At 74.1% G+C, this 15151-nt stretch carries 16 protein-coding genes and 1 pseudogene; 10 read left to right on the top strand and 7 right to left on the bottom strand.

Annotated elements, in window-relative coordinates; all coding sequences use genetic code 11:
- The first annotated feature begins 2 nt into the window (after window positions 1-2).
- Together AMK19_RS17835 and AMK19_RS17830 are read left to right on the top strand one after the other, a co-directional pair.
- Entirely contained in the window at window positions 3-473 is a 471-nt protein-coding gene (locus AMK19_RS17835) for an acyl-CoA thioesterase (RefSeq protein WP_073813063.1), read from the top strand.
- Window positions 474-478: 5 nt separating this feature from the next.
- Window positions 479-1048, top strand: coding sequence for a flavin reductase family protein (locus AMK19_RS17830; RefSeq protein ID WP_083646960.1), 570 nt, complete (start codon window positions 479-481; stop codon window positions 1046-1048).
- Window positions 1049-1182: 134 nt separating this feature from the next.
- On the opposite strand, the gene AMK19_RS17825 is transcribed toward AMK19_RS17830, so the two are convergent.
- Together AMK19_RS17825 and AMK19_RS17820 are read right to left on the bottom strand one after the other, a co-directional pair.
- Window positions 1183-2475, bottom strand: a complete 1293-nt coding sequence (locus tag AMK19_RS17825; RefSeq protein ID WP_083647028.1) for a cytochrome P450 — start codon at window positions 2473-2475, stop codon at window positions 1183-1185.
- 104 nt (window positions 2476-2579) lie between these two features.
- Window positions 2580-3563 (bottom strand): DUF1702 family protein, encoded by a 984-nt coding sequence (locus AMK19_RS17820; protein WP_073812818.1) that lies wholly within the window; start codon window positions 3561-3563, stop codon window positions 2580-2582.
- Window positions 3564-3781: 218 nt separating this feature from the next.
- On the opposite strand from AMK19_RS17820, the gene AMK19_RS17815 reads away from it, so the two are divergent.
- The gene (locus AMK19_RS17815) at window positions 3782-4753 is read left to right on the top strand and encodes a hypothetical protein (RefSeq protein ID WP_073812817.1); all 972 of its coding nucleotides are present in this window, start codon (window positions 3782-3784) and stop codon (window positions 4751-4753) included.
- Window positions 4754-4874: 121 nt separating this feature from the next.
- On the opposite strand, the gene AMK19_RS17810 is transcribed toward AMK19_RS17815, so the two are convergent.
- Window positions 4875-5516: a TetR/AcrR family transcriptional regulator gene (locus AMK19_RS17810; RefSeq protein WP_073812815.1), complete on the bottom strand. Its 642-nt coding sequence runs from the start codon at window positions 5514-5516 to the stop codon at window positions 4875-4877.
- A 79-nt stretch (window positions 5517-5595) separates the two neighbouring features.
- Here AMK19_RS17810 and AMK19_RS17805 point away from each other — a divergent pair, with 79 nt between their 5' ends.
- Complete coding sequence (locus tag AMK19_RS17805; protein ID WP_073812814.1) at window positions 5596-6981, top strand: carotenoid oxygenase family protein; 1386 nt, start codon at window positions 5596-5598, stop codon at window positions 6979-6981.
- Here AMK19_RS17805 and AMK19_RS37310 read toward each other — a convergent pair.
- Window positions 6896-7582: a hypothetical protein gene (locus AMK19_RS37310; RefSeq protein ID WP_241844455.1), complete on the bottom strand. Its 687-nt coding sequence runs from the start codon at window positions 7580-7582 to the stop codon at window positions 6896-6898. The genes AMK19_RS17805 and AMK19_RS37310 overlap by 86 nt on opposite strands.
- Here AMK19_RS37310 and AMK19_RS38625 point away from each other — a divergent pair.
- Window positions 7473-7937 carry a carotenoid oxygenase family protein gene (locus AMK19_RS38625; protein ID WP_443135020.1) on the top strand — a complete coding sequence of 155 codons (465 nt, stop codon included), beginning with the start codon at window positions 7473-7475 and terminating at the stop codon, window positions 7935-7937. The two genes, AMK19_RS37310 and AMK19_RS38625, sit on opposite strands and share 110 nt — an antisense overlap.
- Here the strand turns inward: AMK19_RS38625 and AMK19_RS17795 are convergent.
- Complete coding sequence (locus AMK19_RS17795; RefSeq protein ID WP_083647026.1) at window positions 7852-8439, bottom strand: TetR/AcrR family transcriptional regulator; 588 nt, start codon at window positions 8437-8439, stop codon at window positions 7852-7854. The two genes, AMK19_RS38625 and AMK19_RS17795, sit on opposite strands and share 86 nt — an antisense overlap.
- A gap of 246 nt (window positions 8440-8685) precedes the next feature.
- Window positions 8686-9413, bottom strand: a pseudogene (locus AMK19_RS38445) (sigma factor).
- Window positions 9414-9734: 321 nt separating this feature from the next.
- Here AMK19_RS38445 and AMK19_RS17785 point away from each other — a divergent pair.
- The 5 genes from AMK19_RS17785 to AMK19_RS17765 all read left to right on the top strand — a co-directional run bounded on the left by AMK19_RS17785 (window position 9735) and on the right by AMK19_RS17765 (window position 14768).
- On the top strand, window positions 9735-10217 hold the full coding sequence (locus AMK19_RS17785; protein WP_241844454.1) for a YybH family protein: 483 nt from the start codon (window positions 9735-9737) through the stop codon (window positions 10215-10217).
- Window positions 10218-10359: 142 nt separating this feature from the next.
- Entirely contained in the window at window positions 10360-12207 is a 1848-nt protein-coding gene (locus AMK19_RS35255; protein WP_073812806.1) for an FAD/NAD(P)-binding protein, read from the top strand.
- Complete coding sequence (locus AMK19_RS35250) at window positions 12208-13467, top strand: putative PEP-binding protein (RefSeq protein ID WP_073812804.1); 1260 nt, start codon at window positions 12208-12210, stop codon at window positions 13465-13467.
- Window positions 13468-13617: 150 nt separating this feature from the next.
- Window positions 13618-14208, top strand: coding sequence for a hypothetical protein (locus AMK19_RS17770; RefSeq protein ID WP_073812802.1), 591 nt, complete (start codon window positions 13618-13620; stop codon window positions 14206-14208).
- Window positions 14205-14768 (top strand): copper resistance CopC family protein, encoded by a 564-nt coding sequence (locus tag AMK19_RS17765; RefSeq protein ID WP_073812800.1) that lies wholly within the window; start codon window positions 14205-14207, stop codon window positions 14766-14768. The genes AMK19_RS17770 and AMK19_RS17765 overlap by 4 nt, the downstream gene beginning before the upstream one ends.
- Window positions 14769-14781: 13 nt before the next feature.
- Here the strand turns inward: AMK19_RS17765 and AMK19_RS17760 are convergent, their stop codons facing one another.
- Window positions 14782-15129: an SAV_915 family protein gene (locus AMK19_RS17760; protein ID WP_073812798.1), complete on the bottom strand. Its 348-nt coding sequence runs from the start codon at window positions 15127-15129 to the stop codon at window positions 14782-14784.
- Between the last annotated feature and the right edge of the window lie 22 nt (window positions 15130-15151).

Below are 15151 nucleotides of genomic sequence, written 5' to 3'. Positions count from 1 at the left end.
CCGTGTCCGACTACTTCGAGTACCGCCACCTGGTGGGCTTCGAGGAGACCAACCTGGTCGGCAACGTCTACTACGTCAACTACCTGCGCTGGCAGGGCCGTTGCCGGGAGATGTTCCTGCTGGAGAAGGCCCCCGAGGTGCTCGCCGACGTCCGCGCCGACCTCAAGCTGTTCACCCTCAAGGTGGACTGCGAGTTCTTCGCCGAGATCACCGCGTTCGACGAGCTGTCGATCCGGATGCGGCTCGCCGACCTCACCCAGACCCAGGTCGCCTTCACCTTCGACTACGTGCGGCTGGCCGCGGACGGCGCGGAGTACCTGGTCGCGCGCGGCCAGCAGCGGGTGGCGTGCATGCGCGGCCCCAACACCGACACCAGACCGACCAGGGTGCCCGAGCCGCTGCGGCTCGCCCTGGAGCCCTACGCCGTCACCGCGACGGCGCCCTCCCTGACCGGCACCACCACCGTGGGGTGATCGCCATGTCCTCGTTCCCGTCCGCCTCCGCGCCGCTGCCCGGCGCGCTCGACCTGCCTCCGCTGCCCGCACACGCACCCGAGGCCGACCTGGGCGACCCCCGGGCGCTGCGCGGGGTGCTGGGGCGCTTCGCCACCGGGGTGACCGTCCTCACCGCCGGGCGCGACGTCCCGTGCGGGATGACGGCCAACTCGTTCACGTCCGTCTCGCTGGAGCCCGCGCAGGTGCTGGTGTGCGTGGTGAAGTCGGCGGCGATCCACGCGACCGTGCTGGCCGAGGGATCGTTCGCGGTGTCGGTGCTCGCCCGCGACCAGGAGTGGGTGGCGCGGCACTTCGCCGACAGCCGGCGCCCGCGCGGGCTGCGGGAGTTCGAGGGCATCGGCCACCGGCGCGGCCACTACACCGGAGCGCCCGTCCTGGACGACGTCCAGGCGTGGCTGGAGTGCCGGCTCGGCGACGTCCACGAGGGAGGTGATCACACCATCTTCGTCGGCACGGTCCTGGGGGCAGGCCGATCGGCCGGCGGGGATCCGTTGCTGTACCACGGAGGCGGATTCGCCAGGCTCGCCGGCTGACGGCGCGCCTGGCACACGACAGCGACGCCCGGCCGGGAACCTCCCGGCCGGGCGTCCGGCTGTTCCCCGGCACGGAACCGACGGCACGAAGAGGCCCGGACCGCTCACGGTCCGGGCCTCTTCGTGCTGTTGACTCAGTCGCGCGCCCGGACGGTCATCGGCAGGCCGCCCCTGATCCGCAGGGTCAGCATCGGCTCGGCCCGCACCCGGTGCCCGGCCGGCACCGACAGCCGCAGCCGGCGCAGCAGGACGGCGAGCACCACGGTGGCCTCCAGCATGCCGAGGCCGCTGCCGACGCAGACCCGGGGGCCCGCGCCGAACGGGATGTAGGCGTAGCGGTGGCGGCCCGCCGCACGGCCCTTGGCGAAGCGCTCCGGGTCGAAGCGGTCCGGGTGCTCCCAGAACTCGGGGTGCCGGTGCAGGGTGTACGGGCAGAGCACGACGTCGGCGCCGGCCGGCACCCGGTAGCCGCCGATCTCGTCCGCGGCGAGCGCCTTGCGGGGCAGCAGCCACACGGCCGGGTACAGGCGCATCACCTCCTGCAGGACCATCGAGGTGTAGCTGAGCCGGTGCATGTCCTCGAAGGTCGGCAGCCGGTCGCCGAGCACCTCGTCCACCTCGGCGCGGACCCGGTCGCCGACCTCCGGGTGCCGGTCGAGCAGGTACAGCGTCCAGCCGAGGGTGCTGGCGGTGGTGTCGTGGCCGGCCAGCAGCAGGGTGACCAGTTCGTCGCGCATCCTGGCCCGCCGCGCCACCGGGTCGCGCTCGCCGGCGGTGGCGTCGACGAGCCGGGACAGCACGTCGTCGCGGGTGCCGTCGGAGGCGGGCCGGCGCTCGCGTTCCTCGGCGAGGTCGGCGACGATCCGGTCGAGCTCGGCGCGGGCCCTGCGGAAGCGCAACTGGAGCGGCAGCGGCACCCACGAGGGCACCGAACTCAGGCTCATCATCTCGAAGATGGCCTGGTCCTGGACGATCTCGAAGGCGTCGCCGATCGACTCGTAGGCGCCGAGGTCGGCGTCCAGCAGGGAGCGGCCGAGGACGCCCAGGGTGAGCGAGGTCATCTCCTGCCGCATGTCGACCGGCCCGGTGCCCGCGATGCGGCGCAGCCGCTCGGCGAGCAGCGCCGCCTCCTCGGCGATCACCTCGGCCTGCCGGGAGATCCGGCGGGCCTGGAAGACCGGCTGGATCACCTTGCGCTGGGCGCGCCACAGTTCGCCCTCGCTGGTCAGCAGGCCGTCACCGAGGGCACGCCGGGCGTGCACCAGGCCGATGCCCTTGTGGTAGTTGGCGCTGTTGTCGGTGAGCACCCGGCGGACGTGGTCGGGGTGGTTGAAGAAGTACAGGGTCTTCGGGCCGAGCGGCAGTCGCACCGCGTCGCCGTACTCGGCGGCGGCCTCCGTCATCACGGACAGCCGGTCGGAGGCCATCCTGGCCAGCAGCACCGGGGTGGCGGCGCGGGACGGCCCGGGGGGACGTCGGTGCGCGGCGGCGCGCCGCCGGGCGGCGGCGGCCGGGGCGGGTTCGGCGGCCGTCACGTGCGGGCCCCGGGGGCGCCGCTGACGATCCGGTCGGAGATCGCCTGCCGCCACACCTCGTACGCGGGCACCGCGCCGTCCACGACGGACCGCGGCCGGGCCTGCGTGCAGACGGTGGCGGCCTGCTGCGGGGTGAGGCCGCAGAGCACCGCGGCAGCCGCCTCGGCGTGCTCGGTGAGCAGCCCGGACTCCACCCGGGCGGTGGCGGCGAACGCCGCGCCCTGGGCGAGCTGCGGCCGGTGCTCGCCGGCCCGCTCCAACAGCAGCCGCAGCTCGGCCTCGGTGGCGCCGGCGGCGTAGCAGGCGGCCAGTCCGACGCCGGCCCACAGGTCGGCGTGCCGGTCGGGCTGGTAGCCGTCGAGCAGGTCGGCGACGACGGCCGGGTCGGTACCGCCGATGAACCACAGGGCACGGCCGATGCCCTGGTCGATGGCGTGCCCGGCGTAGCGCCGGGTCTCGTCGCCGGGCCACGGGAACGCGGTCTCCCGGTAGTGCTCGTGCACGTACCGCGCGGTGCGGAAGTACGCCTGGTGGAAGCCGTAGCCGTCCAGGGCGAGCCAGCGCAGCAGCGGGTCGGCGGGGGCGATCGCCGCCCAGCGGAAGCGGGGGAGCCGGGCCATCGCCCAGCCGACGCCGACGTGCACCATGTAGTCGTGCGGCGCGCCGTGGCCCGCCAGGAACTCGGCGACCCGGCCGCTGCCGGGCAGCGGCAGGCCGTCCAGCATGGCCAGGCCCATCGCCGCGCCCTCGTACGCGAAGCCCCGGTAGCGCACCGGTATCCGCTCCAGCAGCCGGTGCGCCTCGTTCTGGTCCGCCGACTCGACGGCGATCGCGTAGCCGTCGAGGAACGTCCCGCCGACGGTCTCCAGGTTGGTCCGAGCCGCGTCGTCCTTCAGGTGAAAACCCCGGGTGGACAACTTCGTCTCGTTGTGACTCGGTGTCAACAGGCGTCGCCTAACCGCCCGCCATCCTCCGCTCATCAGTGCCTCCAGCCCGCCGCGTGCCCGGATGGCCGCAGCTGTCTCCGAGTTACATGCTTCGGGGCCGGGCGACGTGGGACTACTTCCACCGTGCCGATGCCGGGCAACACGGAAGTAGTCGTCCGGCCGGGTCGATCCACGACACTCTGTGACGCCCCGCGCGCTCCGGTCCTGACGCCCTCGCAGGGCCGGCCACCCGTGAGTTGAGGAGACCCCGCGTGACCGACACCACCACGGGCCGGACGGTGAAAGCGCCGCCACGTGCCACCTCGCTATTCGTCAACGGACTGTTCCCACGTCGCCCCGCCCTGGTCGTCCTGCTGGGACTGCTGGGCGGACTGCTGCTCGCCTGGGCCTGGTCCTCGAAACTGGCCGACGACGAGATCGGCTTCACCACCGCCAACCAACTGCTCGGCCACGACGCCAGGAACACGCCGCTGACCGGCGTCGCCGCCGGCGTGCTGTTCGCGTTCGTCTCCGGCCTCGCCGGCTCGTTCACCGCCTGCAACGTGGCGGTGTTCGGCGCGGTCGGCCCGCTGGTCGGCCAGATGAGCCTGACCCGCCGTCAGCGGCTGGCGCACGCGCTGCGCCCGCTGGGCTGGCTGACGGTCGGCATGCTGCCGGTCTCCGCCGGCTACGGGGTGCTGGTCGGCCTGGCCGGCACCCACCTGCCGCAGTTCTCCACCAGGTCCGTGCCCGGGACGCTGTCGCCGCGGATGCTCCAGGCGATGATCGTCTTCGGGGTGATCGGCCTGGTGATGCTGGTGATCGGCCTGGCCGCCGTCGGCGTCCTGCCCGACCCGCTGGCGCGGGTGGCCAGTCGCTTCCCGAACGCCCCGCTGGTGCTGATCGGCGCACTGGTCGGCGGCTTCCTGATCGGCCGCCCCTACCCGCTGTTCCGCAACCTGTTCCGGCACGCGGCGACCGAGCACAACCCGCTGTACGGGGCGGTGGCGTTCTCACTCCAGTCGATCGGCAACATCCTGGTGATGGCGCTGCTGTTCCTGCTGCTGTCCTTCGGACTGGGCCGGCCCGTGCAGCGCTGGCTGGCCACCAAGCCCGGCCGGGCGGCGGCGCTGACCGCGACGGCGTTCCTGGTCGCGGGCGCGTTCACCGTCATCTACTGGGACGTCCGGCTGCTCGGCAACCTCGGCTACCTGTGGTGGCCGAAGGCGCCCTGGAACGTGTAGCCGCTCATGACGGCGGGCCCGGGCCTCTCCACGAGGCCCGGGCCCGCCGTGCGTCCGGGCCGTGCGTCCGGGCCGTGCGTCCGGGCCCGTGCGTTCAGGTCCGTGCTTTCGGTCCGTGCGTTCAGACCGTGCGCTGCGCCGCCACGGCGAGCGACTCCCGGGCGCGGGCCGGGTCGTCGCCCGCGCCGAGGACCATGCCGCAGACCTGCGCCTCGAAGCAGACGTCCGCGTTGAGCGGCTCCACCAGGTAGCCGCCGAGGTCGAGGGTGACCAGGCCGTGCAGCGCGATCCAGAGCTGATGGGCCACCAACTCCGGTTCGGAGGGCAGGAACCGCTCGGCGGCCACGCACCGCTTGACCGCGCCGACCAGGGCGTCCAGCGTGTAGCGGCCGTGCTGCCGGTCGGCGTCGGTGAGCGAGAAGCCGCTGAGGCCGGAGCCGCCGAACATCACGTTGTAGAGGTGCCGGTGCTCGCGGGCGTTGGCCCGGTACGCCCAGCCGAGGGCGGCCACGTCGGCGACCGGGTCGTCGGTCTGCTCGACCGCCTCCAGCCGCCGGTTGAGCAGCGTGAAGCCCTCCCGGACCACCGCCCGCACCAGGTCGTCCATCCCGCCGAAGTGGGTGTACACCGCCATGGTCGAGGTGCCCACGGTGGCCGCCAGCTTGCGGGTGGACAGCGCGGCCGGTCCTTCCTCGCTGAGCAGCTTCGCCGCGGCCTCGATCAGCTGCGCACTGAGATTGGGGTCGACCTTTCGTGGACTCACCCTTGACAGTATGTCAGCCGCCTGTGAACCTAATCAATGACGGCGTTATATAACGGTGCTATCGACGGAGGGGGCAGCTATGCCCGGCACCACCGGCCACACCCACACGAGCCACCGCCACAGCACGACCCACCTGCTCGAAGCCGGCTACCGGCCGGTCTCCACCGAGACCGCCCACACCGACCTGACGGTCCGCGGCACCCTGCCGCCGCAGCTCGACGGCACGTTCCTGCGGATCGGCCCCAACACCCGCGGCGAGCACGACCCCGCCGTGCAGCACGCCTTCGCCGGCACCGGCATGGTGCACGCCCTGCGCCTCGGCGGCGGCCGCGCCCACTGGTACCGCAACCGCTGGCTGCGCGACGGCGCGCTCGCCCGCGAACTCGGCGAACTGCCCACCCCCGGACCGCTGCACGGCCTCGACGGCCCGGTCAACGCCAACCTGGTCCGGCACGCCGGCCGCACCCTGGCCGTCACCGACGGCGGCGCGCTGCCGCTCGTCCTCGACGCCGACCTGCGCACCCGCGCCCGCACCGACTTCGACGGCACGCTGCCCGGCGGATTCTGCGCCCACCCGCTGACCGACCCGGTGACCGGCGAACTGCACGGCGTCGCGGTCGACCCGGCCGGCGATCGGGCGCTGGTGCTCACCGTCGACGTCGAGGGCCGGGTCCGCGACGCGCTGCCCGTGCCGGTCAAGGGCCGCCCGTGGATGCACGCCTTCGCCCTCACCGAGCGCCACACGGTCCTGTTCGACCTGCCGGTCGCCCACGACCCCGCCGAGGCCCGGGCCGGCTCGCCCGTCCCGTACACCTGGCAGCCCGACCGCGACGCCCGGATCGGCATCGTCCCCCGCGACCGGCCCGGCGCCGCCGCACTCTGGCTGGACGTGCCGCCCTGCTTCGTCTTCCACCCCGTCAACGCCTTCGAGGACGCCGACGGCCGGATCACCGTCGACGTGATCCGCCACGAGCGGGCCTTCGACCGCGACCGGCTGCACCCCAGCGAGTCCGCCCCCACGCTGTGGCGGTGGACCCTCGACCCCCGCGAGGGCGCCGTCGTCGAACGTCAACTCGACAGCCGTGTCCAGGAGTTCCCGCGGATCGACGAACGGCGCACCGGGCTCCCGTACCGCTACGCGTTCACCGTCGAACTCGTCCCCGGCCAGGGCGCCGCGCTCGGCGGCCCCGCACTGCTGCGGCACGACCTCGCCACCGGCCGCACCGACCGGCACGCCTTCGGCGACGGCCGGCAGGGCGGCGAGGCGGTCTTCGTACCGCGCGACGCGCTCGCCCCGGAGGGCGACGGCTGGCTGCTGACCCTGGTGTACGACACCGCCACCGACCGCAGCGAACTGCTGGTCCTGGACACCGCCGACTTCACCGGCCCGCCGGTCGCGACCGTCCCCCTCCCGGCACGGGTGCCGCACGGCTTCCACGCACAGTGGGTGCCGTCGGAGTGGTGAGCGGCGCGGCAGCGGTGACCGGTGCGGCGAGCGGCGCGGCGGTGGTGAGCGGTGCGGGCGGGCGCAGTGCCGTCATGGCGCCCGTCAGCAGGACGCGGTCGAAGAGCGCGGCCAGCGCAGCGTCAGGTAGGCCGGTGGGCGCTGCGCCCGTCCGCCACAGCGCCGCCGAGTGTCGGGCTGCCTCCGTGCGGATCACGGGGTCCCCGGCCGCCACCGACCGCAGCGAACTGCTGGTCCTGGACACCGTCGACTTCACCGGCCCGCCGCCCGCGACCGTCCCCCTTGTTGGCGCGGGTGCCGCACGGCTTCCACGCACAGTGGGTGCCGGCGGAGTGGTGAGCGGCGCGGCAGCGGTGACCGGCGCGGTGGCGGTGACCGATTCGGTGACCGGTGCGGCGGTGGTGAGCGGTGCGGGCGGGCGCAGTGCCGTCGCGGTGCCCGTCAGCAGGACGCGGCCGAAGAACGCGGCCAGCGCAGCGTCAGGTAGGCCGGTGGCCGCCGCGACCGTCCGCCACAGCGCCTCCGCGTGCCGGGCTGCCGCCGCGTGGATCACGGGGTCCCCGGCCGCCGCGGCCCGCAGCGAACTGCTGGTCCTGGACACCGTCGACTTCACCGGCCCGCCGGTCGTGACTGTCCCCCTTGTTGGCACGGGTGCCGCACGGGTTCCACGCGCAGTGGGTGCCGGCGGAGTGGTGAGCGGTGCGGCGGCAGTGAGCGGTACGGGCGGGCGCAGCGCCGGGTCGGGCAGGCCGGTGGCCGCCGCGACCGTCCGCCACAGCGCCTCCGCGTGCCGGGCTGCCGCCGCGTGGATCACGGGGTCCCCGGCCGCCACCGACCGCAGCGAACTGCTGGTCCTGGACACCGTCGACTTCACCGGCCCGCCGGTCGTGACTGTCCCCCTGCCGGCACGGGTGCCGCACGGGTTCCACGCGCAGTGGGTGCCGGCGAAGTGGTGAGCCGTGCGGCGGCGGTGAGCGGTGCGGGCGGGCGCAGTGCCGTCGTGGCGCCCGTCAGCAGGACGCGGCCGAAGAACGCGGCCAGCGCAGCGTCGGGCAGGCCGGTGGCCGCCGCGACCGTCCGCCACAGCGTCTCCGCGTGCCGGGCCGCTGCCGCGCGGATCACCGGGTCGCCGGCCGCCGCCGCGTGCAGCTGCCACTGGAAGGCGAACGGGCTGCCCGCGCCGACCATGCGCCGCCAGGCCCGCTCCCCGGCCCGCAGCGCGGCGACGCCGCGGGCGCTGCCGGTCGCGGTCGTGAACGCCCGTGCGGCGTCGTCGGTGGCCACCTCGGCGGCAGCCAGGAACATCGCGCGCTTGGTGGCGAACAGCCGGAACAGGTAGGGCTGCGACACCCCGGCCAGGCCTGCGATCGCCGCCGTCGTGGCGGCGTGGAAGCCGTCGCGGGCGAACACCCGCACCGCCACCCGCACCACCGCGTCCCGCCGCTGATCCGCCGTCATCCGCATCGGCGTACCACCTCCCGCGCCGAGCGTCGCCCGACAGGCGCCGCCGCCGCTTCTTCGAGCGTGCCGAGCACCCGCCGCCCCGCGCCGTTCCGCTGCCCCGCGAGGCCTGCCCGCACCCGGCGCCGCTCCCGAAGCACCCAGCAAGGAGCCCGCACCCGAGTGGCCCGCGGCTGCCCGCAGGGCGATGGCTCGCCGCCCGGGTCGGGCGCGTCGGCCGGCTGCCGATGCGCAGTGGCTCGTTCACGAACGCTTCGTTCCGGCAGGGCCTGTCCGCAGGGTGGTGGCTTGCCGCCCGGGTCGGGCGCGTCCGCCGGCCGCCGACGCGCAGCGGCTCGTTCTCGAAGGCTCAGTTCCGGCAGGGCCTGCCCGCAGGGCGATGGCTCGCCGCCCGGGTCGGGCGCGTCGGCCGGCCGCTGATGCGCATTGGCTCGTTCTCGAACGCTTCGTTTCGGCAGGGGCCTGTCCGCAGGGCGATGGCTCGCCGCCCGGGTCGGGCGCGTCGGCCGGTCGCCGATGCGCAGTGGCTCGTTCTCGAGGGCTCAGTTCCGGCAGCGCCTGCCCGCAGGCCGATGCCCGGCGGCAGCTCGCGCCTCGCGCAGGACGAGCGCGCCGCGTTGACGGGCCGGCAGGTGCTGGAGGGCGGCGGCGAAGGCCAGCCGCAGGCCGCTGCGGTCGACCGCGGCGTCCGCCGGGTCCGCCGGTGCCGAGCCACGCGTCCGGGAACGGCTGCAGCCACGGCACGTCGTCGCCGAGGACCAGTGCCCGGAGCGGCTCCGACCCGGCCACCAGCCCGGACGGCAGCGGTCGCCGGGTCGCGCCCTGCAATGCCGTCAGACAGGCGTTGGTAGCGATCCGGTACAGCCAGGTGCGCAGCGAGGCCCGGGACTCGTCGTACTGCTCGCGCGCCCGCAGGCCCGCAGGCAGGTGTCCTGGACGAGGTCCTCGGCGTCGTGGACGGTGCCGAGCATCCGGTAGCAGTGGGCCGGCAGCTCCGGCAGCTCCGGCAGCTCCGGCAGCTCCGGCAGCTCCGGCCGGTACGGCCGGTACGGCCGGTACGGTACGAGGCGCCGCTCGAACTCGGCCTCCGCCGTCACCGCGCGCCCCTCCCGGCCTTCCCCGCCCTCGTGGGGTCGGACGGGACCCTACCGCGCCGCCGCGCCTCGGACCGGCCGTCGGAAATCCTTCTCCGCCGCCGCGATGAGTTCCGGGAACGCCGCCGGTAGGTATGCGCGACTCCGTCGGAACAGCCCGGCGGACCGGCTCCGAAGGAGACCCCGTGACTGTCACCCGTGCCGAGGACGGCCGCGATCGACGCCGTACTGGACGCGACCTACCGGGCCTGGGAGGCCAACGACGCCGACGCGTTCGTCGCCCACTACACCGAGGACGCGACCGCCGTCCTGCCCGGATCGCTGCGCGACGGCCGGGAGGCGATCCGCGCGGCGATGGCCCAGGGGTTCTCGGGGCCGCTCAAGGGCAGCTCGACCTGGAACCGCCGGCTCGGCATCCACTTCCTCGGCGACAGCGACAGCGACAGCGACAGCGACAGCGACAACGACTGCGCCGCGATCGTCGTCGGCGAGTCCGGAATCCTGTTCGCCGGGGGAGCGAAGTCCCCGAGGCCCGCAGGGTCAACGCCACCTGGGTCCTGGAGAAGAAGGACTGCTCGTGGCGCGTCGCCGGCTACCACAACAGCGCACAGCGGAGCCGAGCTCCGTGCACTGACTGTTCGTCAACTTTCTGTTCGTGAAAGAGTTATGGCCATGTTGTGAGGTTTCCGGTGCGGTGTTGGCCTGCTTCGGGGAGCCTAGCGTCGGCGCCCCCGGGCGGGCTTCTCCCTGAGTGCTTCGGGGTCTTCGCGCGGGCGGCCCGGGCGTTCCCCCACTCCCCGCTCCTCGACCGAGAGGTTTCAGGATGACCCGCACCGGAACCCGCCCCAGAGTCGTCGTGGTCGGCGCCGGCCTGGCCGGCACCGCCACCGCCATCCGCATGCTCCGCTTCGCCCGCCGCCCGGTCGAGATCGTCCTGCTGGAGCGGCGCGCCGACTACCGCTCCGCCGGGGTCGCCTACCACCGGGACGGCAACCCCTGGGACTACGTCTTCAACATCCAGGCCGGACGGATGTCGGTGTTCCGGGAGGACGTCCTCGACTTCGTCCACTGGGCCAACAGCGAGGCGGACCGCGCCGATTGGCCGCCGCAGTGGGCCGACCACGAGTTCACCGAGCCCGGCCCCGCGCCCCGGCGGATCTTCCAGGACTATCTGGAGCAGCGCCTCGCCGAGGCCGCCCGCGAGGCCGCCCCCGGCGTCCTGCTCACCGAGGCCGACGGCGAGGCGATCGACCTCGAACTCACCTCCGGCGGAGTCGATCTGACGATTCGTCAGCAAGGCGCGGAGCGCGTGCTCCCCGCCGCGCACGTGGTGCTCGCCACCGGCCTGGAGCCGAAGGAACTGCCGTTCGCCACCGACGTGCTGGAGCACCCCCGGTTCGTCCGCCACCCCTACTCGGCGGACGGCGTGGCCCGGCTGGAGGCGCTGCCGCCCGAGGCCGAGGTGGTGGTGGTCGGCTCGGTGCTCAGCGCCTACGACTCGGCGGGCCTGCTGCTGCGCCAGGGCCACACCGGCGCCATCAGCCTGGTCTCCCGCACCGGCACGATGTTCCGCTCCTACCCGGGCAGCCACGAGCACGGCGTGGTCGAACTCTCCTGTCCCAGCTCACTGCTGGAGCCGTTCCGGGGCCGCGAGGAGTTCCTCGACCGGGTCCGCGCCGAGTGGACGGCGGCCTGCGCGACCGTCACCCGCGAGTTCCCGGACATCGCGCCCGAGGTGGTCGCCGAACGGGTCGCCAAGGCTTGGGAGCCCCACCTGCCGGCCGCGATGGACCGGATTCCGTCAGCCGAACTGCGCTCCCTGCTGGACGAGTTCGGCACGCTGATCGCCGCCCTGCGGGTCGCCGCCGTGCAGTACACCATCGAGGTCATCGAGCAGTCCATGCGCTCCGGCGGCCCGGTCCGGCTGCTGGTCGGGGCCGTGCAGGCGGTCAACCCCGCCGGGTCCGGCCGGCTGGAGGTCACCGTCGCCACCGCCGACGAGAAGCTGGTCGTCCCGGCGGACCTGGTGGTCTCCAACTTCGGTCGGGAGACCGACTACCGGCGGGTCGACGGCCCGCTCTGGCGCAACCTGCTGCGCCGCGGCCTGGCCACCCCGCACGGCCGCACCGGCCGCGGCCTGGACGTCGACCACCGCGGCGTGCTGCTCGCCCCGAGCGGGCGGCCCAGCGGCCCGCTCAGCGCCGTCGGCCCGCTCCGCGAGGGCGACGAGATCGTCCGCAACGGCCGCACCGGCGCGTTCGCCTTCAACCTCGCAGCGATCAAGAACCACTCCATCGCGGTCGCCGCCCACGTCGTCGAGCAGCTCGAACTCACCGACCCGGCCGCAGAGTTGTGGCATGTTCGCGACTTGGCCGAATCCGGTGCCTCCGACGGCACGTTCGAGGAAGCCCCCGGCGCGGCCTTCGAGCACGCTGTGAGTCTGGAGGTGAGGAGGATGGCGACCGGGGCCCGCGACCTGCGGGAGCGGCTCGACGCCCGCCTGGACGCCCTGCTCGGCCCCCTCGCCACCCCGGACGACCCGGAACGCCGCCGCCTGCGCGCGGCGGTCAACCGGTCCGCCGTCCGGAGACTCACCGACGTCTCCATGACGCCGCGCCAACTGCGCCGTCACCTGGGGATCACGGACACCTACGAGGACATGGAGGACTGAGTGGACGGGCGACGGATCCAGGGCTACCTGCTCACCGGTGGCAGCCAGGCCACCTTGCGCGGCACCTGCAACCGCACCGGATACCCGCAGGAGGGCTCCATCCTGATCGCCCCCAACCTGGAGGCGGGACTGTACGACGCCATCGTCACCGCCGGCGCCGTGGTCTGCGGCGGCGGCGGGCAGACCGGCCACATGCAGTCCCTCTGCCGCGGCCGCGGCATCCCCGTCCTGAGAGTCGACGAGGCCGACCTCGCCGCCCTGGTCGGCGAGGTCACCCTCGACCTGGAGGACGGCTCGATCCTGGTCCACCCCGACCCGGCCGCGGGGCCCGACCCCGCGCCGGGCGTCGGCAGCCCCACCGCCGAACACCTCGGCGCGGCCTGCGCCGTCATCGCCGACTTCCAGGACATCCGCACCGTCAACTCCTGCGGGCCGAACGCGAAACGCGTCGAATCCTTCTTCATCCGCGAGGAGTTCCTCTGCCTCGCCGCCGGGCTCAGCCCGTTCGACGCCCTCGACGGCGGACCCGCCGAGGTCGCCCGCTACGGGCAGGCCGTCGCCGAACGCCTCGGCGCGTTCGTCGAGGAGCTGCTGCCCGACCAGCGCCTCGTCCTGCGGCTGCTCGACCTGCGTTCCGACCACGCCGCGAGCGTCACCGAACAGTCCGCCGTCGCCGTCGAACCCAACCCCGAACTCGGCCTGCACGGCGCCCGCTGGCTGCTCGGCTCGACCCCGTACCGGGACGCCCTGCACACCGTGCTCGACACGCTGCGCGCCCGGCTCGGCGACCGGGCGGCGCGCGTCCACCTCTCGGTGCCGTTCCTCAACGACGCCGACGAGTACGCCCAGCTGCGCGCCCACCTCGAACTTCCCGCCGACGTCCCGCTGTCCGCGTTCATCGAGACGCCCGCCGCCGTCCACGCCACCCCGCAGATCTGCGCCGCCGGGGCCAGCGAACTGTTCGTCGGCGTCAAGGACCTGGTCCAGTTCTACCTGGCCGCCGACCGCGGCAACCACCTCGTCGCCGACTCCTACCAGACCCGCCACCCCGCCGTCCTGGACGGCGTCCGCCGCGTCGTCGAGGCCGGGCAGGCCGCCGGCACCCCCGTCCGGGTCTTCTCCCTCGGCACCGACCTCACCCACTACCTCGACCGGCTGCCCACCCCCGACGGCTACATGATGTGCACCGCCGAACTCGTCGAGGTGCTCCGCCCGGAGGAGCCCGCCCCGTCCGGTCCGCCCTGCTGCGCCGGACATTGACGAATCGTCAGGGGAATATTCGGGCAACTTGAGCACGCTCGGAGAAGCCCTCCCCGGGGTGCGGCCACCACGCTGGGGCACGCGCGCGGCCACCCCCGCGCGCGCCACGAGAGCTCCCTGCCTCCCTCCCCGCGTAGGAGACCCACGCCCATGACCACACACACCGCCCCGTCCCGCCGCGCCCCGCAAGGGCTGCTCGCCCGACTCAACAACAGCTCGCACCGCGCCGCACTGAACACCTTCATGGTCGTGGTGCTCGCCCACTGGGCCGAACACATCGCCCAGGCCTACCAGATCTGGGGCCTCGGCCGACCGGTCCCGAAGGCCAGAGGCCTGCTCGGCCAGGAGTTCCCGTGGCTGGTGACCTCGGAGTGGATGCACTACGGCTACGCCCTGATCATGATCATCGGCCTGTTCCTGCTGCGCCCCGGCTTCGTCGGACGCGGCCGCACCTGGTGGACGGTGGCGCTGGGCATCCAGTTCTGGCACCACATCGAGCACCTGCTCCTGCTGCTCCAGGCCCAGACCGGGCACTTCCTGTTCGGGAAGGCCGTGCCCACCTCGGTGCTCCAACTGGTGTTCCCCCGCGTGGAGTTGCACCTGTTCTACAACACGATCGTGTTCATCCCGATGGTGATCGCGATGTACTACCACCTGCGCCCGAACCGGCAGGAGCTGTCCGAGATGACGTGCAGCTGCCAGCACGCCGTCCAGCGCCACGAGGCAGTGGCGGCCGCGTGACGACCGCCGGCTCGACGCGGCCGTTCCAGCGCGCCGTCGCCCTCGGCACCGGAGTGGCCGTCCTGCTCGTCGTCGGACTCCTCTGGGTCAGTGCCCGACAGCCCGTCCGGCTGTCGGGCATCACCCCGGCCGACGGCAGCTCCCTCACCCACGCCCCCGCCGAGGTCGCGCTGACCTTCTCCGGCGACGACTTCCGGCCCGGCTCGATCTTCCTCCAGGTCAACGCCCCCGACGGCCAACCCGTCACCGAAGGCCGGCCCCGGCTGGACGGCAACCGGGTGGCCACCTGGGTCCGGATCAACGCCCGCGGCACCTACCAGGTCACCTACCGGCTCGTCCTGGACGGCGGCCGTGAGGTGTCCGGCACCACCGCCTTCGGCGTGGGCGCCCCGACCGAGGCCCGCCCCGTCGCCGCCCCCGCCGACGACGGCGGGACGACCCACCAGCACGCGATCGACGGGGCCTGGAACCTCCTGCTGATCTGCGTCGACGCCGTCCTGCTCCCCGGCGCCGTCCTGCTGATGCTCCGCCGCCCCCGCCTCCGGCGCGCCCCGAGGTGACGGCGCCCGCGGCTCAGGCGGCGCGCGAGCGTTCCCGGGGGAGCGCCAGGTCCGCGCGGGCCGGCCACGGCCGAGGCGCGGGCGCGGCCAGCTGCGGATCGACGGTGAGCGCCGTCACGCCCAGCGGCGCGAACAGCGCCCGCACGGCGGGCTCGGCCAGCACCACCCACGGCTGATCGGGCCCGAGCACGGCGACCAGCCGCGGCACGGAGGAGAAGGCGACCGCGGTGCGGTCACCGAGAGGGGTACGGAAGACGCGGACCGTGAGGCCCACCGGGCCCGGCCGGACGGGCACCACCAGCCGTCCGGCCGGGACGCGTTCCGAAGGCTTCGAGAGCTCTGGGTACAGCTGCTGCTTCACGGCATCCTCCACACAACGGCCG

The sequence above is a fragment of the Kitasatospora sp. CB01950 genome, from assembly GCF_001905465.1.
GTDB lineage: Bacteria > Actinomycetota > Actinomycetes > Streptomycetales > Streptomycetaceae > Kitasatospora.
This window is presented reverse-complemented; position numbering and strand designations above follow the sequence as displayed.

Excerpts from the sequence above, each read along its gene's own strand:
- AMK19_RS17820 (WP_073812818.1), bottom strand. The coding sequence starts at position 3,563 with ATGAGCGGAGGATGGCGGGCGGTTAGGCGACGCCTGTTGACACCGAGT.
- AMK19_RS17770 (WP_073812802.1), top strand. The coding sequence starts at position 13,618 with ATGACCACACACACCGCCCCGTCCCGCCGCGCCCCGCAAGGGCTGCTC.
- AMK19_RS35255 (WP_073812806.1), top strand. The coding sequence starts at position 10,360 with ATGACCCGCACCGGAACCCGCCCCAGAGTCGTCGTGGTCGGCGCCGGC.
- AMK19_RS17805 (WP_073812814.1), top strand. The coding sequence starts at position 5,596 with ATGCCCGGCACCACCGGCCACACCCACACGAGCCACCGCCACAGCACG.
- AMK19_RS17830 (WP_083646960.1), top strand. The coding sequence starts at position 479 with ATGTCCTCGTTCCCGTCCGCCTCCGCGCCGCTGCCCGGCGCGCTCGAC.
- AMK19_RS17825 (WP_083647028.1), bottom strand. The coding sequence starts at position 2,475 with ATGGCCTCCGACCGGCTGTCCGTGATGACGGAGGCCGCCGCCGAGTAC.
- AMK19_RS17795 (WP_083647026.1), bottom strand. The coding sequence starts at position 8,439 with ATGACGGCGGATCAGCGGCGGGACGCGGTGGTGCGGGTGGCGGTGCGG.